Source organism: Streptomyces sp. NPDC051555 (genome assembly GCF_044454405.1).
Taxonomy (GTDB): Bacteria; Actinomycetota; Actinomycetes; order Streptomycetales; family Streptomycetaceae; genus Streptomyces.
This window is the reverse complement of sequence record NZ_JBITDP010000005.1, coordinates 311,706-334,374: the sequence shown is the minus strand read 5'-3', so window position 1 is coordinate 334,374 and position 22,669 is coordinate 311,706. Positions and strand designations below refer to the sequence as shown.

Genomic DNA, 22,669 nt, shown 5'->3' with positions numbered 1-22,669 from the left:
CCGTCCGGGAGCGGCACGGCCAACGGCCCAGAGGATCCGCTGGTGTGGGGGTGGGTGACAGGGGAGGTCATCGATCTCCGAGACAGGGGTGCGGCTCGCGGTGGGGCGGCCGAGGCTGAACGTTAGGCGGCGGTGCCGAAGTCGGACTGGCGCGGTGCGTGCTTGGCCACCGCGCGGGCGGTGATCGCCCTCGATGCGGCTGCAGAGGAGGCGGACAGCACCTCGGATCCGGGTTCGAGGTACCAGGGGCGCAGGTCGAGCATGGCCACCCGCATGCCGGTGGCGAAGCAGAGCGCGGTGCCCTTGGGGAGGGCGCGGATGGCGTCGGCGGGCAGGATCCGTTCCTGCCGCATGCTGATGCTGGTGGACTTGCCGGAGTCCGAAACGGAGGTGGACTTCGTCTCGACGTCGTGGTCGCCGATGAGCCGGGACAGTTTGTCGGCGAAGTCGGGGTCGTCGATGCCGGAGCCGATCACCTTCACCGTGCTCGCGCTCCACATGGCGTCCATGCCTGCGTCTCCCCAGACTTTCTGGCCCTGTCTGTAGGACTGCAGGATGGTGATCGGGATGATCCCGCGGCTGCCCAGGTGGGAATACAGGTCTGGGAGGTCGCTGATCTTGCACACGTTGGCGGCCTCGTCGAGGATCGCGAGCATCGGCGGGTCCAGGCGTCCGCCGGCGCGCTCGGCCTGGGCCGTTGCGGCCCTCATCACGGAGTCCGCGCACGCCGCGATCAGCGCGCTCGCGCCGCCGCCGCCGTCCTTCGAGAGGAGGAACAGGGTGTCGGTGCCGGTGACGAAGTCTGCCGGCTGGAACTCGGCGATGCCCTTCTGTGGGGTGACCCAGGCCGCGATCTCGCTGTTCAGGAGAGCGGCGGCGTACTGTCTCGCGGTCTCGTAGATTCCGTCTCTCGTCTCCGGCGGGCCCTCCACAGTGCCCTTGAGCTGGGAGGCGACCGCGGTGAAGCGGTGGTCGCGCAGGATGTCGAGCGGGGTGCGGTCTGCAGGGAAGGCGAGCCACTGCATAACGTCGGTGATCGGCCGCTCGTCGAGGGCGGCGGCGAGGAGGAGCTGCGCCAGGATGTTGCTGCCGGCCTTGGACCAGAAGTCGCCCTGCTGGCTCGCGTCCACGGAAGCGGCGAGGAAGTGTCCGGCCAACCGGCCTGCGCCCTCAAGGGACGTGGCGCCCGCAAGTGGGTTCCACCACATGGCCCGCTCGGTGTGAGCGATCTGCTGTGGGTCCATGGTCCAGACCCGGCCGACCTGGCCGCGGGCGTCGCACGTCGTGGTAAACGCGTCGCCCGCCGCCTTGTTCGAGGTGAGCAGGACGGGGCCGGGGGCGGCCAGGATCGCGGGGATCGCCAGGCAGGTGGTCTTGCCGGAGCGCGGCGCCATGATCGCCACGGCAACGTCCTCATAGCCCATGCGGACTTCATGCCGGGTGCTCTGGAGGTTGCCGAGCAGGATGCCGGTGTCCTTCGCAGCGATGTCCTTTGCGTCCTTCAGGCTCGGACGCAGCGCGCGGGCCTTCGCGGTGATCGCCTTGGCGAGAAGAGGCTCGATGTCGGATCGCTTCGCCATACCGGCGACGCGCTTCCGCTTCCCCACGCCCGTGTTGTGGCGTTTCCACCAGAGGAAGACCGAGAGGACGAGCGCGAGGAGAAGCACCGAGGGCAGGATCCGGGTGGCGATTAAGAGCGCCGTCTCGCCGCTGCCCGGCCACAGGAGGTCGGGGTGGAGGAGGGCGTTGGCCGGCTGATAGGGGACCCAGGCTCCGGTGCCGCTGACCCAGGCGAGCGTGTTCCCGCCGAGCCAGGCCAGCGTTGACAGGGGGACGATGACGGCCATGGCGCCGAGGAGCGCCTTGAAGGCTATGTCGTAGCCGTCACTGTTGGAGGAGTTGGAGGAGTTGGAGGAGTTGGAGGAGTTGGACAAGAGGGCGGTTCCAAGGGGGAGGGCTGGGTCAGCGGGAGCGGTGGGTCCGGGGCTGTACGGCAAGTCCGGGTGGGGCCGCTGGATGGCGCGGGCAGGGGCTCCGGGAGATGAGGGCGTCGATACGTAGCTCCAGGGCGAAGGCCACGTCCGCGGCGGGCAGCTGCCGGATGCTCGTGTGCATGCGGTCCTGTCCCAATGGGGGCAGGCGCTGGGGGTCGCGGGGGAGCGGTGAAGGATCGGCGAGGGCACGGGTGACCGCCGGGATCAGGTGCGTCGGGGTTCCGGTCCCGAGCTGTGCCCGCCAGATCAACCCCTCAGGGTCGCCGCTGATGGCCACGTCGATGAACCAGGTGCCGGAGCCGGTCTCGGTGAAGTGCTCGACCTGCACGGTGCCGTCAGGGGAGGTGAGCCCGCTGTGGTCGCGGGCCGGCTGCCATCCGGCGGCCCGCAGCGGTTCGTACGGGCTGCCGCCGGCCGAGGGAGTCGCCGGGTCGGTGAGGGCGTCGGTGAACGCCGCGATGATCTCGGCCGGTGTGCGGGCGCCGAAGCTCGCCTGCCAGGCGGGGGTGCTGGCGGTCCGGGCGTGGCGGATGACCCACCACGGCTGGTCCGGCTCGGGTTCGAGGTGGAGCAGGGCCTGCTGGTCGGGGCTGGCCAGCAGGACGCGGGCGAGGAGGGGGCCGTGGCCGTAACTCCATCCACTGGCTCGGTGGAGCGCGGTGGTGACCCAGGTCGGGTCGCCGGGTCCTGCGAGATAGCGAGGCCTGATGAAGACCTGCTCGACGGAGGGCTCGTGTATCCGGCTCACCGCCGCAGCCCGACGGTGGAGTCCGCTGTCGGGGGCGGGGCCGGTGTCAGAGCAGGGGGCGCGGGTTTCCGGGAGGGCTTGGCTCGGGCGGCGGTGTCGATGTCGATCACGGATTGCCCGTGGAGGGCCCAGGCGTCGAGGTAGGCCCAGGCCTCCGCGTTTCGCTCGGCGAGCGGCTCGTCGTACTGCTCGGTGCCCGGGCGGGCACTGACCGGGAGGGTGTCGCGGACGCCGAGCCACTCGGACTGAAGGGCGTCGATCTCCTTGAGCGCGGTGCGCAGGACCTTCAGGTGCCATCCCCGCCGCAGCGAAGTACTGCCGGTGGGCATCCGGCTCAGCTGGGCTTCGGCGGTATCGAGCATGGCCGCGGCGGTGTCGCGCACGGTGGTGAAGGCCCGCCAGGTGTCGGCATCGCGGTGGCTCTGCCGGCGTCCGTAGGCGGTCTCGTCGTGTGGCCATCCGTCCGGGTCGGTGTGCAGGTCGGAGTATTCGTCCCAGGAGTCGAGGGTGTCCTCGGCTTCCCGCAGGAATGCGCCGAGCCGCCGGAGCGCGTGCTGGTGGGCTTCGTCGGGGGGCATGGGCAACGGGGCAGGTCCTTTTGGCATTGGGTACGTTGGCGAGGTCAGCGGGAGGGGCGGGCGCCTGTCCGGTCCGGGGCAGCCGGGACAGCGGCACGGGCCGCGGGGGACGCAGGGCGGGGACGGGTTAGACGGGCCTGGGCCAAACGCACCTTGTGCGCGGCGAGCACCTCGCTGCCGATTGCGAATTCGGGGCCGACCGCAAGGTGGGGTCCTTCGTCGATCTCGAAGCGGCTGCGCAGAACGGCTGTCGGTGTGGAGACGGCGTCGGCGACGGAGGCCAGGAGGTGGGTGGGGGTGTCCTCGTTGAAGTAGGCCCGCCACAGCGTCCCCTCGGGGCCGTGCTCGCCGTGATGGCGTGCGGCCTCGAATTCCCATCCGCAGAGGAAGGCGGAGACACGCAGCTCGGCCTGGACGATGCCGTCCGGTGAGACCAGCGTCTGGGAGCCGGCGTCGTTGGTGCTGTGCGCCCAGCCGCGGGCGGTCAGGATCTCCACGACCGTGGGCGCGGCTTCGTCAGGCGCGGGACGGATCAGGGCGTCGGTCAGGCCGGCCACGATCTCCGCGGGGGTGGTGATGCTGAAGGTTGCGGACCAGTAGCCAAGGAGGAACTCGGTGCTGATCTTCCAGGCGTAGTGATGGCTTGCGGGGTTGAGGCTGAGGTTGTGCGCGTAGTCGGGGCTGGTCATCGTGATCGACGGGTGGAGCGGGTCGGAGGTGTTCGTCCACCCGGCGGCGCGCAGGGCGTGAGTGATGTGCCGGGGGTCGCCGGGCCCGGCCAGGTAGCGGGGGCTGATTGCCGAGCCGAGCTTGTGTTCGTGGTCGGAGGCGAAGACGGCGAATTGCCGGTCGGTCACCGTCACGACGTGCTTCCTGCCTGCCGCCCAGGTGCGGCGGCCTGCCGTTCGACCTCGGCACGGATGGCGCCCAGCTGCCAGTCGAGCTTGTTGTATTCCAGGAGGAACTCGGAGGCATCGCTGTACACGCCCCACAGGTGGTCGAGGTCCTCGGCTTCTCCGGTGAGTTCGGGCCTGCCGTAGAAGTAGCTGTTGACTTCGGCAAGCGCCTGGGAGAGGCGAGCCACTGCGCCGTCGTACTTGTCAACGAGCGGTACGAGATAGGGCAGCAAGTTGCTGGCGTCCGGGTTGCTGCGTATGTACCGGGTGAGGCGGACCAGGGTGCGGGTGGCCTCCTGGACGTCGTCGGGGGTGAGGTCGGCGTAGTCGGATCCGGGCATGAAAGTCCTTACGGAAGGGGGAGCCGTAGTTCTGGGGCTAGCGCCTCTGGTGTGTGCCGCCGGCCGACGCATAGGGGCTGGCGGCCGGGGCGTGCTTGCCCGGGCGGGCTGCGGCCCAGGAGTTGCGGGCCCAGGTAGTGGCGCGGGCGGCGGTGATCCGTGTCTGCTGCCACGCCCCGAGCTGGGAGGGCCGTACGGAGACGGAAGTGGTGCGGACCCACTTCGTCGCGGGGATGTTCCCGCGCGGACGCATGACCGGGGTGGGGTCGGCCAGTGCGGCCGAGAAGCCTTCGACGAGGTGCATCGGGGTGGTCGGGGTGAACACGGCGTCCCAGGTCCGGCCGTGTTCCGTGCGGGCACCGGCCCACCAGTGGGCCTGGCCAGGTTCGTTCTGGTGGAACTGGAGCCAAGAGTTCCGGTCCGGGGATACCGCGGTGAAGTGCTGGCCGCGTTCGGTCTCCCACCCGTGTTCCTCCAACGGGGCCCACGGGTTGGGGGCATGGGCGGAGCGCGGCTTGGTCAGGGTGTCGGTGAACCCGGCGACGACCTCCACCGGCACTGCGGTGGTGAGGGTGGCGTGCCAGGCGGCCTGGTCACCGATGGCCTGACCAGAGACGGTCCAGCCACCCGGAATGCTGTGCGGATCGAAGCCGATCCGTACGGTCCGGTCGGGGTTGTCGAAGACGATCGGCCCGCCGGCACGGGAGAGGTCCTTCCAGCCGGAGGCGCGGAGATACTCGGCCACGTACCGGAAGTCGCCGCCGCCGGCCAGGTGCCGCGGCTCGACGAGGTAGTGCTGCTCGGGCTGGTCGGCGGTCGGGCCCCAGCCTGTCCATTGCTTCTTCACCGGTGCCTCCGCGCGACGAGCGGCGAGGCGACCGGCGGGATGCCGACGACGACCGGCGGACGGGCGAGACGATGAAGGTCTTCGGTGTGCTCGGCGAGGTCGTTGCTCACAGCGGCGAGTTCGTTCGCGGCTCGGCCGATCGCCAGCCAGACCTCCGCGGGAAGCGCGCCGACGGTGGCACAGTCCCGGGCGAACCGTGAGCCAGCGGCCATCAGGTCGGTGACCTCGTCGAGGATGCCCTCGGGAGCCAGCACCTGTGCGAGGACCTGGGCGGCTTCGGCCGGTTCGGCGGAGGCCAGGTGGGCGGTCAGCCGACCGATCTCCTGGGTGATGTGGCGTACGAGCGCCTGCGGGTCGTAGAGGGTCACGTTCCTCCGGTGCGGTTGGGTCCGGCGGTGCGCCAGTGGGACTCGTCCAGGACGCCGAAGGCTCCGGTGGCCAGTACGTTGTGGCGCCCGGAGGATGAGGCGGTCACGGCACGCAGGTACCGGCGGAGCAGGAAGACGGCAAGGCGCGGGCGGCGGGCGGCGGAGATCGGCGGCGGGGTGGGCGGGGACGTCGGGATCGTCGTGCTCCGGTTGGTCGAGGAGGGGGCTGTCCCCGGCTTCAAACGCCGGGGACAGCCAGGTGAAGAGGAAGGTCAGCGGGACCGAGGGGCTGTGGGACTGGCAGGTCCGGTGGAGGGAAGAGCTGAAGGCCCCGACGCCTTTGCCTGGCGCGAGCGGTGTTCGGAGATGGCCTTCGCCCAGGCGGTCACGTCGTACACGTCCGGATCGATATTGACGTCGTAGTCGGCGATGAGCACCGGGAGCATCGAGCGGGTGACCAGCCCCTTCTGCTCCTCTTCGCTCAGGCCCTGAGGTGTTTCGTGCCAGACGTAGACGGGGCCTGAGGTCTTCTCGGTCTTGCGTTCGAGGCCGGCGCTGTCGAGGAGGGCCAGCAGTTCTTCGGGGGCTCCGGTGCGGCTGACGACGTGGATCGTGTCGGGGTTGAAGGCCCGCCGGTATATCTCAACATCGGTGCCGGATTCATCGGCGACATTGCCCACGGGGGCTCCTTCGGGTGGTGGGTCAGCGGCTGGGGGACGCGACGGCTGGGGCCGGGGGGCGGGCGGGCCGCGCTGTCGGCTTCGGCGCTGCGGGGGCGGGGCGGACCGTGACACCGACGCCGATCTGGGCCAGCCGTTGCGAGACGGCCTGGATGCGGGCGAGCTGTTGCTGGTCGCCGTAGGACGCGGGCAGCAGGAACATGCGGTGGTAGGGGTGGTACTGGAAGCCGTGGATGTAGAGGAGGCCGGTGGCTTTGGGACTGCCGGTGACGGCGCCGACGGCACCGTCCGGATACCAGGCGATACCGACGTTCCCGGCGATCACCGCAGGTGCGGGTCGGCGGGGTACCGGGTGGGCGGTGTTGTGCCGGACCTGCCGGAGTGCCGTCTCGTACCGGGGCAGCAGTCTGCGGGCGATTTGGGCCGCGGCACGGGCGGGGTCGGCGGGGATGGTGAGGCCGTTGGGTTCGGCCACCAGGTGGAAGGCGTCGTCGTGGGCGTCCGGCTGCAGGGCGCCCACCATGAACTGGCGTCGGCGCAGGGGGCGATCGAAGACCAGCAGGCGGGCTCCGTCGCCGCGGGCGAGGACCGCCTCGTGGCCCAGGACGAAGTTCGTCGCGGCGTATCCGACGGCCCCGATGTCCCAAAGTTCCTTGGTGGTTCGGATCTGGTCGGGGTATTCGCCGTGGCGAGCGTAGGTGGTGGTCCAGGTGTCGCCGGGAAGCCGGGCGGCGAGGGCGTGGGCGAAGGCGCCGAGGTCGGTGCGGGGCGGGTTGGAAGGCATGGGGATCTCGGGAGGGTGGAGGGAAGGTGGTTCGTGCAGGAGAGGCGCTGGAGCTGGGGGGCCCTACTCGTTGTTCGGGGTGCTGGGCCACTCGTGGATGTCAGGGTGTTTGGCGAGATAGGCGGCCAGGTGATCACCGGCCTGCCGGTGGGTGTGTTGGGCCTGCTGGACGGCGCGTTCGGCGCGAGCCAAACCCTCGATCAGCTCTGCGGCCTCGGTGGACAGCTCTGGCGGGCTGATGAGGTCGGTGAGGGCGACCCCGAGGACCTGGGCGAATCCAATTGCCTCGTCGAGGTGGATACGCCGTTTGCCGTTCTCGATCCGCCACACCGCCGACGGGTTCATTCGGTATCCGCTGTGGTTGAGCCGGTCGGAGAGACTGGTCGTGCTCCACCCGCGTTGTCTGCGTTCGATGTTGATCCGTGCCGCGGCGTGGTCTTCGCCCAGGACATGCCCCGTGGGGGTGCTGTCTGTGCTGACGTCGATGGCCATCTGCGAGTGCTCCGTTTCAGTGGGGGTCATCGGGTGCGCCGGGCGGATGTCGGTGGTGTCGGCGGTGCTGGTGGGCACGAGCAGGTGACGGAGGCTTCCGCCTCCGAGGCGTCGACTCCGGTGCATGCGGGGCGAAGCGGGTGGTCGGTGTGCCGGTCCCCAGCAGGTTTCGGTAGGCGCCCACCTCGGTGGTGATGACCGAGAGCTGATCGGCGAGGTGGCGGATCTGGTTGGCGTGGGCCGGGTCGGCTTCGTCTCCGAGCCCTTGCAGGAAGTCGGCTGTGGAGTGGAGGACTTCGCTCACGGCGGGCAGGACCCCGTCGGCGGGAGCCACCAGCTCAGTGATCACTGCGGCGGCCCACTGGCTGTGCAGGGCAGCTCAGATGTGCTCCGCGAGGCCTGCGACCTGGGCGCCGAGCGATAGGTCGTAGACGAGCCGGACGTCGGAGGCGAACTCGGGGTTGTGCTGCGGGGCGTAGCCGACGGCCTTGAGGACAGCGACAGCGCGGCGGGCCCGGCGGACTTGTTTGTCCTGCTCCAGTTCCCGGGGAAGCCGGTGGTACCAGTCGTGGCCTCGGTGGACGGGGATGAAGCCGCTGCGCTCAAGGAGGGACTCGGCTTCGGCGTCGCCTCCGCGGGCGAGGACTTCCTCGGAGTGCGGATCGCGGCTGATATGGACGATGCGGGCGGTCAGGGGCATGGCGCTGGCTACCTGCGGCCAGAGGTGTCCGCAACGTGGACGAGCTGGTCGAGGGCGGTCAGGGTGTACCAGCCGCAGTCGACGGCGGTGCTGTCCGTGTTGGCCTTGCGCACCATGAGCTTTTCCAGGGCACGCAGGTAGATGAGGCAGTCGGCGCAGCGGCGGTTGAGATGGACGAGATAGCGGGGGTGCGCGGTGACGAACGTGTGCTGACCGCCGTTGGGGTCACGTAGCCGCCAGCCGTCCTCGTTGGTGGGGGTGTGCCAGGACGGGGTGACGACGGTCATGGAGTCCCCCCAGAGCTCGTCGCCCGCGATCCCCTTGAGGACCACGACGCGGTCGCCCGGGGCGAAGTGCCGGTGGGTGATGTCCCGGTCAGGGGTGAGGGTGTCGGCCGGAGCAGTGGGACGGGGAGCGGCTTCGGGCACGGAGGATTCCTTCCACGTGAACGCGGCAGAGACGGCGGTGGGGATGACTTCAATGGTCCGCAGAATCCGGGATTTACGAATTCACGGATGCCGTGATAGCTGTCGCGCGATTCGTCACCGGAACGGATTCTCGGTACCGCGGTCGTCGTCACCTGCGGCGTCGAGGAGTTCGGGAACGTCCACACCGTCGGCGTCACGCTGGTCGATCCACCAGCCGGCCCGGGTCACGGACCGGATCTTCTCCTCCAGGGCCGCCCAGGCGGCGTCGTCCCAGGACCCTTCGACAACGAGAGCGGTATAGGCGGTGGTGACCAGCTGGTGCCTACTGCGCTCGCCCCATTCCAGGGCGCGCTCGGGACCGTCGAGCGGCGGCATGTCGAACTGCTCGGCCCACTCCTTCGCGGCGGCCTGCTCTGCAGCCCGCCGGGCTGCGAGCCACTCCTCGCGGCTGAGGTTGTCGCCGGTGCGGCTCGCCCTCCAGCAGTCGGTGCAGTCGCGGCCGGAAAGCCATCGGGCGAATCCCGCACGCCGGTCGGCGGGGCGGTCGGAGAGATTGTGATCGACGTCGTGCCCGCAGGCGTGGGTGACTGTCCAAGTAGTGCGTACGGCCATGAAGAGGTGTTTCTCCTTGCGAGGATGAGGTCAGTTGTGGGCGGCACGGGCCCGGGTGCGCCGGTGCCGGCCCCGCTGGCGCGACGCGCCGGCGGGGGTGAGACGTCGGCGGGCAGCCGTGAGGAACGACAGCGACACGGCGGCGCCGACGGCAGGAAGCGCGGCGCCGGCGAGCGGGTGCGCTGCGAGAGCGCCGGCGAGCGCAGTGCCCGCGGCCTGGCCGACGCCGACGGAGAGGATCAGCCACGCGTACGCCTCGGTGGTGCGCGTCGGCGGGGCGAGCGTGTCCACGGTCATGAAGGCACAGCTGACGACCACCGTGAGGAACAGCCCCGGGACGGCGACGGCTGCGATGGCAGCGCGCGGGCCGGGCAGGGTGAGCAGCGGCAGCCATCCGGTGAGGAAGCACGCGGCACCGACGAGGAGCTGCGCCGCACTCGAGCCGGGCCAGACACGGCGCCCGTAGAGCAGGCCGCCGAGGAAGCTGCCCGTGGAGAACGCGGCGGGGATCGCGCCGGACAGCAGCTCCATGTGGTGGCTAGCCGCCATCGCGACGGACCACACGTTCATGGAGCCGATGGCGCAGCCGGTACCGGCGAGGGCCAAGTACAGCATCAACAGCCCGGGGGACAGCAGGCGTCCGCGCGTTTCGCCGCCGTCAGTTGTCGCGGGGCGCCAGCGTCGGGACGGCGGCGCGGTGAGGACGATCACGGTGCCCAGCAGCCCGAGTACGGCCGTGGTGACGAGCGCGAGCCCGGGACCGCGGGCGGCGGCGAGGGCGGTCACCAGCAGGGGGCCGACGATGTAGAGCAGCCCCTGGGTGCCGGTGTCGAGGCTGACAGCGATGCGCCGCCGGCCCGGATCGGCCAGGACAGCCGCCCACAGGGCACGCAGACCGGCTTCCAGCGGCGGTGTGCACAGGCCGGCCACACTCACTGCCGCGGTGACGACTGCTGGATGCCCGCTCGCGCCGATCACCGGAAGGGCCAGCAGGCTGGAGGAATTGAGGATCACTGCCGGTCCGGAGACGCGGGTCTGACCGAAGCGGTCCATCAGCCTGCCCTTGACGGGCTGGCTCAGCCCGGACGCCAGTCCGTACAGGGCGCTGAGCATCCCGGCAAAGGCCAGGGAACCGCCAACGCCCGTGATCCACAGGGCAAGTCCGACGGGAACCATGCCGTTGGGCAGGCGCCCGATGAGGGTGCCACCGAGCAGACGGGCAACGTGCCGACTGCCCAGTACCGCACCGTAGGTGGCGCGCGGCTGCGGGACGGACGGATGATCGGTCAGGGACAACAGGGGAAGGGCTTTCCGTCGGAGGCATACGGGAACGGTGGTGGTGCGGCGCCGCAGGCTGGGCGGACCTGTCGGCGCCGCAGAGGGTCAGTCGGAGTGGGGCTCGCCGGGAGCGAAGGCGAAGGGCTCGCGCGCCTCGCTTACCTGCCGCGCCCGGTCGCTGACGTGGCGGGGGCCGGCCGAGGGACCGCGGGTGTCGATGCCGCGGGCGCGTACGGCAGCGTGGTGTGCGGGGTGCCGCGCTGTGGGGAGCGGGAGTTGGCTGCCTGCGCGATTCGCGAGCGGTGTTCTTGAAGGTTGGCGGTCCGCTGCTGGTGCGGCGGGTCCGGTGTGAGTTCTGGGTCGAGGGTGAAGTCGGCCTGCACACGCAGGCCCAAGGTGCGTATTGCTGCTACGGCTTGCCGGGCGCGGCGGCGGCCGTCCTGCCCCGGATCGGTGAGCCGGTGCAGGGTGGTTCCCGGAACGGGTTCGAACTGGACGCGGTCCAGAACCCAGTTCTTGAGATGGTCGGTCAGGGGTCGGCCGGAGGCGGCGACGAACCCGTGCTCTTCGTGCCAGCCGATGTACAGGTGGGGCGGGTCCGCAGGCAGGGGGCGGTCCTTTCAGTGCAAGGTGTGGGTGAAGTCCTCGGTCGCAGGTCCGAGCTGGGCTGTGGCATGCGAAGGTCAGGCCGGGGCCGGTCCTGGGTGCGCGGCGGCGAGGTGGTCGACGCCCAGCTGGAACGCGAGCCGGTCGGCGACGTCGAGGAGTTCGCTCGTGCGGCGGTAGCGGTCTCCGAGGGCGCGTTGACCATGGCCGTCGCACCACGCACCGGCAGCGCGCAGGAAGTCACGCAGGGCCAGAAGCGCACCGCCCTCGGAGCCGATGACCGTGTCAGTGACGACGTGGAACTGAGCGGCGGTCTCGGCCTTTGCGAGCGCCTGGGTCCAGGGCAGCAGGCTCTGTCCCGGCTCCGGCAAGTTCAGCGTCGCCAGGTAGTCGGCCGCTTCCAGACGGGCAGTGCGCCGCAAGTCGCTGCTGCCGGGTACGGCCGCCATCGGCGGCTGCTCCCCCTGCACGTCGTCGGGCCCTGGGTCTTCGCCGGTGGCCGGGTCGGGTGCCTTTCGGAGAGGTCGGGTGCTCACCGGCGGGTCGCCGACTTCGCCGCCGGCGCGAGGGGTTCGGCTTTGCGGACAGTCGTGGTGGGTGTCTGGCTGCGACTGGCAGGGCGGGGGCGCCAGCGTTCGGGGTCGTCGTTGAACGGGGTGAGCGGGTCCACGTCCCAGCCGACGAGGAGACCGCGGGGCCCGTTCTGGAGGCTGGCGACCTCGACTCCCTCCGGACGCAGCACGTACGCCCAGCTCAGCCAGCTTTCATGGGCGGACACTTCGTCGAAGGTCATCCGCTGGACGGGGCTGCCGTCCAGCGTGACCAGGCCGGTCGTCGGGCGGCATGCGTCGTACCCGTTGCCCAGGCGCTGCTGTACGGGTTCCGGCGCGTCGGTGAGGAGGTCCGCGCCGAGGTGGTCCCAGCTGACCTCGGGGGAGTCCACGAGGAAGCGGGTCATCGCTTCGATGTCGCCCTTGAATCGGAACTGGTGGGCGGCGAGGAGAAGTGGCAGGTGGTGGGTGGGGTAGCCGTCCCAGTGGACGTAAATGCCCTCGAAGCCGGTCGGGGTCGGTCGGGCGATGCAGGATCGGGTGGCCAGAACAATCTCCTGATACGTGATGGATGAGGCAGTCGGCGAACGGACCGAGGGCCGGCCCTCGCCGAGCGGATGCCTAGAGAAGCGAGCCGCCGGGGCTCTCCCCACCGCGAAGCCGCGGGGGAGGGCCGGGCGGCGGGGGAGTACGGCTGCCGGGCGGCGTGTTGAGCGGGGTCCCGGTCACGACGACGATGTCGAAGCGGTGGACGTGCAGGCGCAGGACGGCCTGCTGGATGACGGGCTCGGGATGCCGCTCCGCGTACCTGAGTCGGCACAGACCGGTTGCGGGATCCAGCACCCACCGGCCGTCGGAGTGGAGCAAGGCCCGCACGGCCGTCGGCGCGACCGTGTTCAGCAAGGGCTGTCCGTCGTCGCCTCGCCCGATCACGATCTTGTCGTGCTCCCGGAACCAGGTGGTGCGGGCCACCACCATCGCGGCCGTGCGGTACGGGCGCAGAAGACGACGTCGGACGTCGGCCGCCGCACGGACGGGGTCTCCCGTTACGCCGATCGCGGGTGGAGGCTGGACGCCGCCGTGCTCGAAGACACCGGCGGGGAGCACGGCGGAGACGATGAAACTGTCCAGGTCCGGTGTCCGGGGGAGAACGTAGAGCTGCAGGCCATGGGGGTGGGTAAGGACGGCCCGGTGCACGTGCGGGAAGGACTCCAGCGTTCGGTGCAAGCTGCCGCCGGCCATGTCCCAGACCCGGCCTTCGGCCGGGTCACGACCGGAGGGGGTCCACCGCCCCACCGCAGTCCAGCCTGGTCCCAGCCCGGTGGCGAGCCGGTCAGCGAATCCGGTCACGAGCGCGTGCCGGTCGCAAGGCCCCAGCCCGCGGCCCGGCCGGTCCCTTCTCACTCGTCCGCCTTGGGCTGGGGGTGGTGCACGTGCGCGACGGCGTGTCCACGGGAGTGCAGGGCGTGCACGGCCTCGTGAACGAGGTGTTCCTGCTGCTCGGCGGGCAGTGTGTGCGCGGCTGTATATCCGTGGAGTCGGGAGCAGTACGTGAACCCCCTGGACCAAAGGAGCTGCTGGACCGGGTCGGTTCGGGGGCGGTCCAGGGGTCCGGCGGTGTGCTGGCCGATGTGAATGCTCACGGGGTGGTACACGGAGTGAGGAATCCTTTCTGCAAGGTTCCCGGTCAACGGCGCTTCGGGGCGGCGCTGCTGGCGGTGATGGGTTGGGTGGGCGGTAGCGCGGCGGGTACCGGGTGGGGCAGGAGCTGGCGCCGCAGTTCGGCGCGCCCGGTGAACTCGGTCGCTGCCGTCAGCGACGTCTCTGCGGCCTGTCCGAGTTCGCGCCGACCGTCGGCGTGGTGGAAGACGATGCGCCACTGGAGGTGCTCGGCGAGGCGCCCGCTGGATCCGGCCGCGATGGCCGTGGCGGCGGCGAAGTGCTGCACAGCGGAAGCGGCGTGCGCGGCGGCAGCCGAGAGGGGAACGAGCACGGCGGTCGTCAGGGCTGGGGGAAGTCCGGGTGCCGCGAGGAGGGCTGAGACTGCGCGCTGGGCGGTGGCGGCAAGCCCCTGGGTGTGGAGGGCCTGGTCGAGAAGGGCGGGGCCGAGCGGGTTCTCGGGGACGTGCCGGGCTTCGTCCAGCAGCGTGAGCTGGTTCTTCGCGCGGCGGAAGTCCTCCGCCAGGACCTCAAGCCGGGATGGCCAGGTCTGCTCGTCTGGTGCTGGGTTGATGTCCCAGGAGAAGTCGTATGGGTCGTCGGAGTCGATAAGGCCGTTCTCCAGCTGGGCCTCGCGGTCGACGACCTGTGCGAGGACAGTGTTCTCCTCGGCCTGGCACTGCCGGTAGTCGGCCCATTCCTCCTCGGTCAGCTCAGGAGGGCGCTGCATAGGAGAGCTCCTTCGAACGCGGCGATTTCGTGCGGCTGTTGGCGTACGGCCTTGGGGCTCGGTGGTGGTGGGAGGCGTTCACCGGTGCTTGGCCTGTGATGACGTGGCGCGCGGTATGAGGTCCGGCGTTGGCCTGGCGGCGCCGTGACTCAACTGCGTCGTTTGGGTGGCCATCGGCCTCGAGTCCGGTCGCTTCGGGGGAGTGCGCCTGCGCAGGTGCGCCAGGTGCGCGTTGACCGCAGTGATGAAGCGGGCCACGTGGGTGCTGGCCTGGGGGTCGGGATGCGATCTGGAGTCGTAGAGGACCGTCATCGAGGAGTGGTCCACGGCGGGGGTTTCGTAGGTGACCAGCCATCCGTCGTCAGATCCGATGATGACCACGGCGTCTTGGTCGGGAGGCCAGGCGTAGACGATCCAGTCATCCAGGCCGAAGTCGACGTCGCAGGTCAGGCCGCGTTCCCGCAGCGGGGTCGTCACTTGCTCGAACCTGGCCCAGGCCCGCAGCCACTGGGGATCGCGGATGTGTCGGTGATCGGGCAGGGGGGCCAGGTCGGGGGTGAGCCTGGTGGTGGGCGGCGTGTTCAAGTCAAACGGCTCCGGTAGGCGTCATGGGCGGGGCGAGGGGGTGGGGTATGGGGACAGAGAGAAGTCGTCGGGTCGGCTCGGCCGCGACGAGGCGAGCGGCCGTCGGTGCTTCAGGAATCGCGAACCCACGGGTCGACCTCTCAGTGCATTCGGGAGTCCGTGTCGAACAGCTGTTGTTCGGCGGGGTGGAGGAGGTGCTGGACGATGAACGACCGTCCGGCGACGCGCCACAGTCCGCGGCCTCGGTTGAGGTGGGATATGGCCTGCATTTCGACGGAGGTGAGGCCGAGGAGGCCGGCGGCGGCGTGGAGTTGGTCGTTCTCCTGGCGGTAGATGATGCGGGTGGAGCAGTCCGCGAGAAGGCCTTCGGCGAGGGCTCGTCCGCGTGATCCGGCGTCGCCCGCGGTCAGCAGGTCGGACAGGCGGTGGATGACCATGAGGTTCGCGATGCCGAGCCCGCGGGACAGCTTCCACTGAGCCTGCATCCGCTCCAGCAGGCCCGCGTGCCTCATCAGTCGCCACGCCTCGTCGTAGACCACCCAGCGCCGTCCGCCCGCCGGGTCGGTCAGCGCGGACTCCATCCAGGCCGAAGCGCAGGTCATGGCCAGCACCAATGCCGTGTCGTCCCCGGATCCGCCCAGGCGCGAGAGGTCGATGGTCAGCATCGGGCTGGTGGGGTCGAAGCGGATGGTCGACTGGGCATCGAACATGCCGGACAGGTCGCCGTTGACGAGCCGGCGCAGGGCGTGGGCGAGGTCGCGGGCCGCGTCGCCGAGGTGGCCGGACATGGTGCCGCCGGCCTGGTCGAGGAGCTCGGGCTGGTTGAGGGTGTGGGCGATGTCGCCCAGCAGCGGTGTGCGGCCGACCGCGGCGGCGGCCTGGACGACCGCGTCGAGGGCGACGTCGAGCGCGGTGTGCTCCATCGGCTTCAGGTCCCGGCCGAGCACGGTCCGGGCGAGGGAGCCGAGCAGCAGCAGGCGCCGCTTGCGGACCTCGACCGCCCAGTCGGCCTCGGCGACGCCGGCGGGCCGGGGTGCGGCGTCGAGGGGGTTCAGCTTGCCGGGCAGTCCCGGTCCCAGTGCGATCGACGTGCCGCCGAGGGCGGCGGCGACGGGGGTCCATTCGCCCTTGGGGTCGCAGGGGACGTACACCCGGTACCCGAAGGCGACGGAGCGCAGGGCGAAGGATTTGGCCAGGGCGCTCTTGCCCTGGCCGATCACGCCGGCCAAGAGGATGTTGGGGTTGGTGAAGCCCTCGACGCGCCCGTACAGGGTGAAGGGGTCGAAGGTGAAGCTCGCCTCGGCGTGGACGTCGCGGCCGATGTAGATGCCTTCGGCGCCGAGCCCGCCTTCGGCGAGGAAGGGGTACGCGCCGCTGGCGGTGGCGGTGGTCATGCGGTGAGCGGGAAGGCGCAGCCGGGTGCCGCGTGCGGAGGCGGCGCCGGGGCGGCCGTAGGCCGGGTACACCGGGAGCGGCATGTGCGCTTCGGCGGGCTCGTGGCCGGAGGGGTGGGCGGCGGCGGTTTCGCGGGCCTTGGCCTGGGCTTCGGCGAGCTGCTTGCGGGCTGCTTTGCGGGTGGCGCGGTCGGTGCCGTGCGGGGTGAACAGGGGGCTCGCGCTGGCGCGGCGGGCTCGGCGGGCGGGCCGGTGGTTCATCGGGGCGGCCTTAGGTCGGGTGTGGGCAGGTCATCGCCCGCAGTGGGTGGTGTGGCCGCGCAGGTCGGCGGGGGTGGTCTTGCGGCGGATGGCGTGGCCGGTTGCGAGGTGGCGGTGGCAGATGGTCAGCACGGGCGGGCCGTCGGGGAGCCGGTCCGGCCGGCACTCGGCTTCGTCGCCGGAGGATTCGGGCGGGAGGGTGTGGAAGGCGTCGTGTAGTTCGGCGCTTGCCTGCCACAGCCGGGTGTGGGCGGTCGCGAGGTGGCGTCCGGCAGCGGGCCAGCTGTTGCGGGTGGTGTCGGTGAGCTGGTCGAGGAGCTGGTGGAGCGTGGTGAGGTGGGCGTGGAGGACGTCCAGGTGGGCTCGGTCCGCGGGCGTCTTCGGGCGGGGCCGGTCGGCCTGGGGTGTGAGGCTGCGGGTGTGGTGGCGGATGCCGGCGGTGGCGGCGCGCAGGTAGGGGTGCGCGTTGGTGGTCGGGGTGTGGGGTGTCACGGGATCCTTCCTGCCGGGGGCAGGGTCAGCGGCCTTGTCGGCTACAGGGCGGTGCGGGCCAGGGGCAGTGCGGCCAGGGCGAAGGCGTCGGGCTGCTGGCAGATGAGGCGGCGCAGGTCGACCTGGGCGGTCACGGCGGCGGTTTCGATCTGTGCGCAGGCGGAGTCGAGGAGGGCGTCGGTCTCCGCGGTCACGGTGAGCAGTCCGGTCAGGGCGACGTCTGCGTGGCCGGCGATCAGCTGCCGCTCCCGGTCCTTCACGTCGGCGTACTCGACGTTGTCCTCTTCGCTGTCGACCATGCCCTTGCGGCGCCGCTCGGCGGCGTCCGAGATGATCGTGGCCTTGCGGCGCTGGACATCGCGCAGGGCGGCGGACAGGGCTTGCGGGGCGTAGATGAGGGAGAAGCTGCGTCGGACGCCGGCGCTGAACAGCAGGCCGTGGAGGAAGCCGGCCGAGGTTTCGGTCCTGGGCCAGTTTTCGACCCAGTAGGTGGCGTGGCGGGCGGTGTCGGTGGCGAGGCGGTCGCTCTCCTCGATCTGGACCACGGGGCCCGCGGCGGCGGGGTCGGCCTCGGCGCGGCCGGATTCGGACCACTGCTGGAGTGCAGAGAGGGCCTTGGGGTCGTAGGCGGTCCGTATGACCGCGGAGATTTCGCGTGCGTTCAGCCAGCCGGTGACCGTCAGCCCGGAGTTGCGGGCGGCCTGGGCGACGGAGCTGGTGGTCTGCGCCATCACGGTGAAGGCTCCGGGCAGGCCGCCGCCGGCCTGCGAGATCAGCCGCTTGGCGGCCTTGAGGTCCAGGGAGATTGCGATGTACGACTCGTGGGGGGCGGCGGCCGGGCCTGCGGAGGTGACCAGGTCGGCGTACACCTGCCCGGCCACCGGGGTGTCGGCGCGGCCGTGGGTGCTCCAGTGGCGGGCGAGGCCGTCGCCGGAGTCGGGCACGGTCCGTTCCAGGACCTGGACGGTGGCGACGTGTCCGCTGCGGGCGATGCTGGCCAGGGCCCGGCCCCAGTTGGCGACGTTGGCGTTCTGCGTGGACGGGTCGAGCAGGGCGAAGGCCCTGCTGCTGACGCGGGCGACGGCGGTGAGGGTCTGCTGGTGCGGATCGTGGATGGCCGAGGCCTGCGAGCCTTCGGGGGTGACCACGCGCAGCGCCGCCGCCGAGCCGGGCAGGTGGAGCAGGCCGTCGATGCGGGGCCGGGAGACGGCGCGGGCCAGCCACAGGGTCTGGCCGGTGCGGCGCCGGTGGGCGTAACGGGTGATGATCGGCGCCCAGTCGATGAGCGAGCGACCGCTGTGCCGTACGAAGGCCAGGGCTGCGATGGCCGCCCACAGCGGGACGAGGGCGAAGGCTCCGGCCAGGCCGGTGGTCACGACCGTGACCAGCAGCAGCGCCAGGGCCAGGGAAACGAGGATCAGTTGGGGGAAGGACAGGCCGAGCAGGATGCCGCGACGGGAGCGAAGAGGAAACTTCACCGTCAGCGGGGGAGTCAGGGTCAGATCAGACAAGGGGTGGGCCGTTCGACGTGCGGGCGGGCAGCGGGTGGAACCGTGGGACGCGCCGGAGCGGACGCGGCGCGTCCCACGGGGATGGGGCCAGCGGGCGGCGGTCAGGGACCGCTGGGCGGCGGCGCCGCTGACGCCGAGCCGCTGGCCGAAGTGCCTTCGGAAGAAGGCGAGTTCCCCTGCGGTGGCGGGGAGCTGCTGCCGCGTTCGCCCCACTGGTCGCCGCCTGAACCGGAGGAACCGGTGGCGGGGGCGCCGGAGGTGCCGCCGACCTGGCCGCTGGTGTCCTGCTGCACGCTGGTCGGAGGCGGCTGCGCCGCCTTCTTCAGGGCGTCCATAGCGGGAGACATTCCGCCGCCCTGCCCGCCCTGGCCCTTGGTGTCGCCTCCGCCGGTGGAGTGCGAGGCGATGTCGCCGGGGAATCCGCCTCCGCCGTCGGGGCCCTGCGGGGCAGCGCCTGCTCCGGCTGCCGCTCCTCCGGTACCGGCGGTCGCGGCCATCGCCGCTCCCTTGCGGGCTGCGTTCTCCGCGTGCTGCCGTGCGACCTGTCCTCCCGCGCCACCGGCACGGTGGATCGACTCTGCGTCGGTGCTCTCAGCAGCCCAGTGAACGAACTTGAAGCAGGCGTACGGGCACAACAGGACGAGGCACATGATGACGACGCCGGCCATGACGTCGGCGAGCGCGGCGGTTCCGTCCTTGGCGTCGGTCCTGCCGAGGGCGGAGATGCCCAGCAGGAAGATCACGGTCATCAGGAGTTTGGAGACGACCAGGGTGGCGGTGGCCTCGATCCAGCCGAGCCGCCACCGGCGAGCGACCTCCCAGCCGCCGCCGGCACCGGCGAACACGGCCAGGGTGACCAGGACCAAGATGCCCACCTTGCGTACGAGCATCACGCACCAGAACATGAAGGCACCGATGGCGGCTCCGAGGCCGACGATGCCGGGCACCATCCACCCGAGTCCGGCAAGACCGCCGATCTGGGAGACCTTGATGCTGCGCCGGACGGCTTCCTTCATCGACGTGCCCGCGGCGGCGAAGAGACCGTCGCTCAGGGCATCGACGACCTCGATGGCGACGGTGGTCAGGGCGATGGCACCGAACGCGAAGATCACGCCCGAGGCGGTGCCGGTGAACGCCTGGCGCAGGGCCTCGCCGTCGCGGCGGAAGGCGGCGCGGACAAGCTGGGCGCACATCGTTGCGACGAGGACGACCAAGCCGATCGGCAGCAACATCTCGTAGTTCTCGCGGAACCACGTGGCGTTGAGGTCGACCTTGGTGGTGGTGTCGATGGCGTCGGCTGCCAGGTCGGCGGCTGCGGCAGCGAGTTCGCCGATGCTCTTGGCGATCCAGTTGCCTATGCCCTCGGTGATCGCCTTGCCGGGGTTGTTCGCGAAGTCGATGACGTCGGCAGCCGTGCACAACTTGTTCGCCAGGGGCAGGTCGCAGAAGCCCACAGGGGTCTACCTCCTCTCGTGGGTGGGGGTCAGGGCAGGACGCTCGGGGCGATGGCGACCAGGGAGCAGTCCGTCTTGGGTCGGCACTGCACGGCGAGGGTGGCCGTGCGGTCCTCGGCTCCGGCCCCGCCGCCGTTCCAGGTGATCTGCTGCTTGCCGGCGACCGTGACCACGTAGATGTACGCCTGGGTCAGCGCTGCGGGGTCGTCGGCGAGTGCCTGTTTGAAGGAGCTGGGGAAGTGCGCCTCGCTGATCAGGGCGGTGGCGTGCTGGCCGTTGTCGTGCATCCGCGACCACAGGACGGGGTCGGGGATCTGGGCCTGGACGCCGGTCCAGTCGGCGTACTGGGTCTCGCGGGTGACCCAGGCGTGCAGGCCTTCCAGCTGCTGGGCGTGCGTGGTGGTGCGGGTGTCGTACGTCCACAGCACCTGGGCCGCGGCCTTTGCGTAGACGAGCGGATCAGCGATCTGCGGGGGCTTGGCCACGCCGCCGGTCCCGCCGGTCGCCGGGTTGGGGGAGGACGGGCCGGGAGAGCTGAGTCCGGGAGCTGGGGTGCTGGGCCGGTCCGCGGTGTCGTTGCGGCCGGTCCACCATGCGGCGAGGCCGGCGAGGGCCACGAGCATGGTGAGGCCGATGACGAGGACGGTGATGCGCCGGTTGGACGACCAGTGCCCGGTGTGCAGGTACATCCGGGGGCGGGCCCGTGTGCGGGATCGTTTCGCCACTACTTGACCTGCGATCCCAGGGCGGAGAAGAACATGACGATGCCGTTGGCAGCGCCGAGTCCGAGGGCGGCGCCGGCGCTGACGACCGCGCCCTTCTTGCCGGTCGCCTCGGAGTTGTGGCCTCCGGTGAAGTGGCCCCAGGCCCACACGGCAAGGGAGACGGCGAGGGCGCCGACGACGGCGATGATCCCGTACAGGTTGATCGAGGAGACGACGCTCTTGAGGACCGAAAGGCCCGGGAGGCCGCCTTCGTTGGGGGTGATGCCCGGGTCGTAGGCAAGGATGATGAGTCGGTCGATGGACGACATGGGTGTGCTGGACTCCTTGCAGGCAACGGCTGTTGGCCGGTGCGGGTGGCGCGAGAAGGGGGAAGGGCGCGGCGAAGGCGCGCGAGGGCAGCGCGAGGCCGCGGGGGATCCGGCCGGAAGGCCGGGAGGGGAAGCCGCAGGCGGCGGCTAGGAAGCGGGGACCATCCGCTGGACGGCGATGATGGTGCCCAGGCTGGCCTGGGTGACGATCCGGACGGGCTTGCCTGTCCGGGGTGCCTCGATCGCCAGGAGGGTGCCCTTGGCGGTGCCGATGGCCATGGCCACGTGCTCGGGACCGGACGGGCCGGGGCGGGTGAACAGCAGGTCACCGGGCCGGATCGCGGATGCCGGTACCGGGTCGCCTTCTTTGACCTGGGTGTACGTGGTGCGGGTGAGGGTGATGCCGGCGGCCTTGTAGGACTGCTGGGTCAGGCTGGAGCAGTCGCACCGGCCCATCGGGTCCGGGCCGCGGGAATTCGTGCAGGTGCCGCCCCACTGGTACATCGTTCCGAGCTGGCCCATCGACCAGCGGATCGCGGTGCGGACCTTCTCGGGGGCGTCCTTGGGGATCTCGTACCCGTCCGGGACGGCGCCCTCGGGGATCGGTCCGAGGTCGCCGCCTCCCGCGCATCCGCCGGTTGCCGGTGGCTGGGTGCCGCCGGTGGTGGGAGTGCCGTTGCCGCCGGGGAGGGTCTTGACGATGGCCTGCTGCAGGGCACGGGCGAGCGGTTCCCACTGCGCGTACGCGCCCGGGAAGCCGCTGAGCTGGACTGCCTGGGCGGCCTGGGTGATGGTCACCTGCTCCCACCCGTGCACCTTCAGCAGCCCGTTGTAGAACTTGGTGGCGGCGTAGACCGGGTCGCGGATCTGCTCGGGGGTGCCCCAGCCCTGGCTGGGCCGCTGCTGGAACAGCCCGAGCGAGTCCCGGTCGCCGCCGTTCAGGTTGCGCAGTCGGGACTCCTGGATGGCCGTGGCCAGGGCCACGACCTGTCCGCGTTCGGGGACATGGAGGGAGATGCCGGTGGCGACGATGGTCTTGGCGTGCGGGATCTGCTCGGCGGGCAGCTCCAGGCCCTCGACGTGTACGTCCTGGCTGGTGCCGCCCTTGCCACCGAGGATGGCCTCGACGGCCTTCGCGACCGCGGCCGTGTCGAGGCCTTTGCCTGTGGAGCAGCTGGAGGACCGTCCGGCGGAACCGGCTGCGGCGACGGCCGCGGTCCCGGCGAGCAGGACGGGGGAGAGACAGGCGACGCCGATGATGGCGGCTATCGATTTCAATCCGGCCCGCCCGGCGGTGTATCAGCGCCGGAGCGCAGTACACGGGACGGATTCAGGCATGGGTGTGCCACGGTGATGGGTCCTTGAAGTGAGCGCCGGCCGCAGGACTGGCATGCGACGGAAAGGGCCTTCGGCCGGCTGGTAGGTGATCAACAGCGCGGGACCGCAGGTCGAGTTGCTGCTCGACGCTGGTCCGCGCCGTTGTCAGGTGATGCTGGACATGAGGGATCTCCGGCAGGGGAGGGGATGTCCCAACCGGGCTTCCCGGCGGGTCTTCCAAAACCCTAGGGCCGGAATCGGGAATGCCGAAATAGTGATCGGCGCCGAGGCGATTCCCGGATCGTGCCCTAGGCTCCTGCCCATCCCCGA

Annotated in this window: 27 protein-coding genes; all 27 read right to left on the bottom strand. The window is 70.9% G+C overall.

What is annotated here, in order from left to right:
- Positions 1 to 122: 122 nt before the first annotated feature.
- The 27 genes from ACIBEA_RS14750 to ACIBEA_RS14620 all read right to left on the bottom strand — a co-directional run bounded on the left by ACIBEA_RS14750 (position 123) and on the right by ACIBEA_RS14620 (position 22,300).
- Positions 123 to 1,934, bottom strand: coding sequence for a type IV secretory system conjugative DNA transfer family protein (locus tag ACIBEA_RS14750; protein WP_399260703.1), 1,812 nt, complete (start codon positions 1,932 to 1,934; stop codon positions 123 to 125).
- 28 nt (positions 1,935 to 1,962) lie between these two features.
- Positions 1,963 to 2,742, bottom strand: a complete 780-nt coding sequence (locus tag ACIBEA_RS14745; protein WP_399260701.1) for a DUF317 domain-containing protein — start codon at positions 2,740 to 2,742, stop codon at positions 1,963 to 1,965.
- On the bottom strand, positions 2,739 to 3,320 hold the full coding sequence (locus ACIBEA_RS14740; protein WP_399260699.1) for a hypothetical protein: 582 nt from the start codon (positions 3,318 to 3,320) through the stop codon (positions 2,739 to 2,741). The genes ACIBEA_RS14745 and ACIBEA_RS14740 overlap by 4 nt, the downstream gene beginning before the upstream one ends.
- Positions 3,321 to 3,364: 44 nt before the next feature.
- Positions 3,365 to 4,183 (bottom strand): DUF317 domain-containing protein, encoded by an 819-nt coding sequence (locus ACIBEA_RS14735; RefSeq protein WP_399260697.1) that lies wholly within the window; start codon positions 4,181 to 4,183, stop codon positions 3,365 to 3,367.
- Positions 4,180 to 4,557 (bottom strand): hypothetical protein, encoded by a 378-nt coding sequence (locus ACIBEA_RS14730; protein ID WP_399260695.1) that lies wholly within the window; start codon positions 4,555 to 4,557, stop codon positions 4,180 to 4,182. The genes ACIBEA_RS14735 and ACIBEA_RS14730 overlap by 4 nt, the downstream gene beginning before the upstream one ends.
- Before the next feature lie 37 nt (positions 4,558 to 4,594).
- Positions 4,595 to 5,404, bottom strand: coding sequence for a DUF317 domain-containing protein (locus tag ACIBEA_RS14725; RefSeq protein ID WP_399260693.1), 810 nt, complete (start codon positions 5,402 to 5,404; stop codon positions 4,595 to 4,597).
- Positions 5,401 to 5,772, bottom strand: coding sequence for a hypothetical protein (locus tag ACIBEA_RS14720; RefSeq protein ID WP_399260691.1), 372 nt, complete (start codon positions 5,770 to 5,772; stop codon positions 5,401 to 5,403). Before ACIBEA_RS14720 ends, ACIBEA_RS14725 begins: the two co-directional genes overlap by 4 nt.
- Positions 5,773 to 6,044: 272 nt before the next feature.
- Positions 6,045 to 6,452, bottom strand: coding sequence for a hypothetical protein (locus tag ACIBEA_RS14715; protein WP_399260689.1), 408 nt, complete (start codon positions 6,450 to 6,452; stop codon positions 6,045 to 6,047).
- A gap of 22 nt (positions 6,453 to 6,474) precedes the next feature.
- On the bottom strand, positions 6,475 to 7,236 hold the full coding sequence (locus ACIBEA_RS14710; RefSeq protein WP_399260687.1) for a hypothetical protein: 762 nt from the start codon (positions 7,234 to 7,236) through the stop codon (positions 6,475 to 6,477).
- Positions 7,237 to 7,299: 63 nt separating this feature from the next.
- The gene (locus tag ACIBEA_RS14705; RefSeq protein ID WP_399260685.1) at positions 7,300 to 7,806 is read right to left on the bottom strand and encodes a helix-turn-helix domain-containing protein; all 507 of its coding nucleotides are present in this window, start codon (positions 7,804 to 7,806) and stop codon (positions 7,300 to 7,302) included.
- A gap of 301 nt (positions 7,807 to 8,107) precedes the next feature.
- Complete coding sequence (locus ACIBEA_RS14700; RefSeq protein WP_399260683.1) at positions 8,108 to 8,428, bottom strand: hypothetical protein; 321 nt, start codon at positions 8,426 to 8,428, stop codon at positions 8,108 to 8,110.
- An 8-nt stretch (positions 8,429 to 8,436) separates the two neighbouring features.
- Entirely contained in the window at positions 8,437 to 8,856 is a 420-nt protein-coding gene (locus tag ACIBEA_RS14695) for a hypothetical protein (protein ID WP_399260681.1), read from the bottom strand.
- Between the two features lie 114 nt (positions 8,857 to 8,970).
- Positions 8,971 to 9,468, bottom strand: a complete 498-nt coding sequence (locus tag ACIBEA_RS14690) for a hypothetical protein (protein ID WP_399260679.1) — start codon at positions 9,466 to 9,468, stop codon at positions 8,971 to 8,973.
- A gap of 30 nt (positions 9,469 to 9,498) precedes the next feature.
- Positions 9,499 to 10,764: an MFS transporter gene (locus ACIBEA_RS14685; RefSeq protein ID WP_399260677.1), complete on the bottom strand. Its 1,266-nt coding sequence runs from the start codon at positions 10,762 to 10,764 to the stop codon at positions 9,499 to 9,501.
- Positions 10,765 to 11,429: 665 nt separating this feature from the next.
- Entirely contained in the window at positions 11,430 to 11,822 is a 393-nt protein-coding gene (locus ACIBEA_RS14680) for a hypothetical protein (protein WP_399260676.1), read from the bottom strand.
- A 62-nt stretch (positions 11,823 to 11,884) separates the two neighbouring features.
- Positions 11,885 to 12,310, bottom strand: coding sequence for a hypothetical protein (locus ACIBEA_RS14675; RefSeq protein WP_399260674.1), 426 nt, complete (start codon positions 12,308 to 12,310; stop codon positions 11,885 to 11,887).
- Positions 12,311 to 12,524: 214 nt separating this feature from the next.
- Positions 12,525 to 13,253: a hypothetical protein gene (locus ACIBEA_RS14670; protein ID WP_399260672.1), complete on the bottom strand. Its 729-nt coding sequence runs from the start codon at positions 13,251 to 13,253 to the stop codon at positions 12,525 to 12,527.
- Positions 13,254 to 13,303: 50 nt separating this feature from the next.
- Positions 13,304 to 13,558, bottom strand: coding sequence for a hypothetical protein (locus ACIBEA_RS14665; protein ID WP_399260670.1), 255 nt, complete (start codon positions 13,556 to 13,558; stop codon positions 13,304 to 13,306).
- A 32-nt stretch (positions 13,559 to 13,590) separates the two neighbouring features.
- Complete coding sequence (locus ACIBEA_RS14660; protein WP_399260668.1) at positions 13,591 to 14,292, bottom strand: hypothetical protein; 702 nt, start codon at positions 14,290 to 14,292, stop codon at positions 13,591 to 13,593.
- Positions 14,293 to 14,370: 78 nt separating this feature from the next.
- On the bottom strand, positions 14,371 to 14,877 hold the full coding sequence (locus ACIBEA_RS14655) for a hypothetical protein (protein ID WP_399260666.1): 507 nt from the start codon (positions 14,875 to 14,877) through the stop codon (positions 14,371 to 14,373).
- A gap of 140 nt (positions 14,878 to 15,017) precedes the next feature.
- The gene (locus ACIBEA_RS14650; RefSeq protein WP_399260664.1) at positions 15,018 to 16,532 is read right to left on the bottom strand and encodes an ATP-binding protein; all 1,515 of its coding nucleotides are present in this window, start codon (positions 16,530 to 16,532) and stop codon (positions 15,018 to 15,020) included.
- A gap of 30 nt (positions 16,533 to 16,562) precedes the next feature.
- Positions 16,563 to 17,024, bottom strand: a complete 462-nt coding sequence (locus tag ACIBEA_RS14645; RefSeq protein ID WP_399260662.1) for a DUF6238 family protein — start codon at positions 17,022 to 17,024, stop codon at positions 16,563 to 16,565.
- Positions 17,025 to 17,065: 41 nt separating this feature from the next.
- Positions 17,066 to 18,535, bottom strand: coding sequence for an SCO6880 family protein (locus ACIBEA_RS14640; protein WP_399260660.1), 1,470 nt, complete (start codon positions 18,533 to 18,535; stop codon positions 17,066 to 17,068).
- 101 nt (positions 18,536 to 18,636) lie between these two features.
- On the bottom strand, positions 18,637 to 19,989 hold the full coding sequence (locus ACIBEA_RS14635) for an ATP-binding protein (RefSeq protein ID WP_399260658.1): 1,353 nt from the start codon (positions 19,987 to 19,989) through the stop codon (positions 18,637 to 18,639).
- Positions 19,990 to 20,018: 29 nt separating this feature from the next.
- Positions 20,019 to 20,714, bottom strand: a complete 696-nt coding sequence (locus ACIBEA_RS14630; protein WP_399260657.1) for a hypothetical protein — start codon at positions 20,712 to 20,714, stop codon at positions 20,019 to 20,021.
- On the bottom strand, positions 20,714 to 21,022 hold the full coding sequence (locus ACIBEA_RS14625; RefSeq protein WP_399260655.1) for a hypothetical protein: 309 nt from the start codon (positions 21,020 to 21,022) through the stop codon (positions 20,714 to 20,716). The genes ACIBEA_RS14630 and ACIBEA_RS14625 overlap by 1 nt, the downstream gene beginning before the upstream one ends.
- Positions 21,023 to 21,169: 147 nt before the next feature.
- Positions 21,170 to 22,300, bottom strand: coding sequence for a C40 family peptidase (locus tag ACIBEA_RS14620; RefSeq protein WP_399260653.1), 1,131 nt, complete (start codon positions 22,298 to 22,300; stop codon positions 21,170 to 21,172).
- Between the last annotated feature and the right edge of the window lie 369 nt (positions 22,301 to 22,669).

Excerpts from the sequence above, each read along its gene's own strand:
- ACIBEA_RS14675 (WP_399260674.1), bottom strand. The coding sequence starts at position 12,310 with ATGACCCGCTTCCTCGTGGACTCCCCCGAGGTCAGCTGGGACCACCTC.
- ACIBEA_RS14660 (WP_399260668.1), bottom strand. The coding sequence starts at position 14,292 with ATGCAGCGCCCTCCTGAGCTGACCGAGGAGGAATGGGCCGACTACCGG.
- ACIBEA_RS14650 (WP_399260664.1), bottom strand. The coding sequence starts at position 16,532 with ATGAACCACCGGCCCGCCCGCCGAGCCCGCCGCGCCAGCGCGAGCCCC.
- ACIBEA_RS14740 (WP_399260699.1), bottom strand. The coding sequence starts at position 3,320 with ATGCCCCCCGACGAAGCCCACCAGCACGCGCTCCGGCGGCTCGGCGCA.
- ACIBEA_RS14730 (WP_399260695.1), bottom strand. The coding sequence starts at position 4,557 with ATGCCCGGATCCGACTACGCCGACCTCACCCCCGACGACGTCCAGGAG.
- ACIBEA_RS14690 (WP_399260679.1), bottom strand. The coding sequence starts at position 9,468 with ATGGCCGTACGCACTACTTGGACAGTCACCCACGCCTGCGGGCACGAC.
- ACIBEA_RS14710 (WP_399260687.1), bottom strand. The coding sequence starts at position 7,236 with ATGCCTTCCAACCCGCCCCGCACCGACCTCGGCGCCTTCGCCCACGCC.
- ACIBEA_RS14700 (WP_399260683.1), bottom strand. The coding sequence starts at position 8,428 with ATGCCCCTGACCGCCCGCATCGTCCATATCAGCCGCGATCCGCACTCC.
- ACIBEA_RS14625 (WP_399260655.1), bottom strand. The coding sequence starts at position 21,022 with ATGTCGTCCATCGACCGACTCATCATCCTTGCCTACGACCCGGGCATC.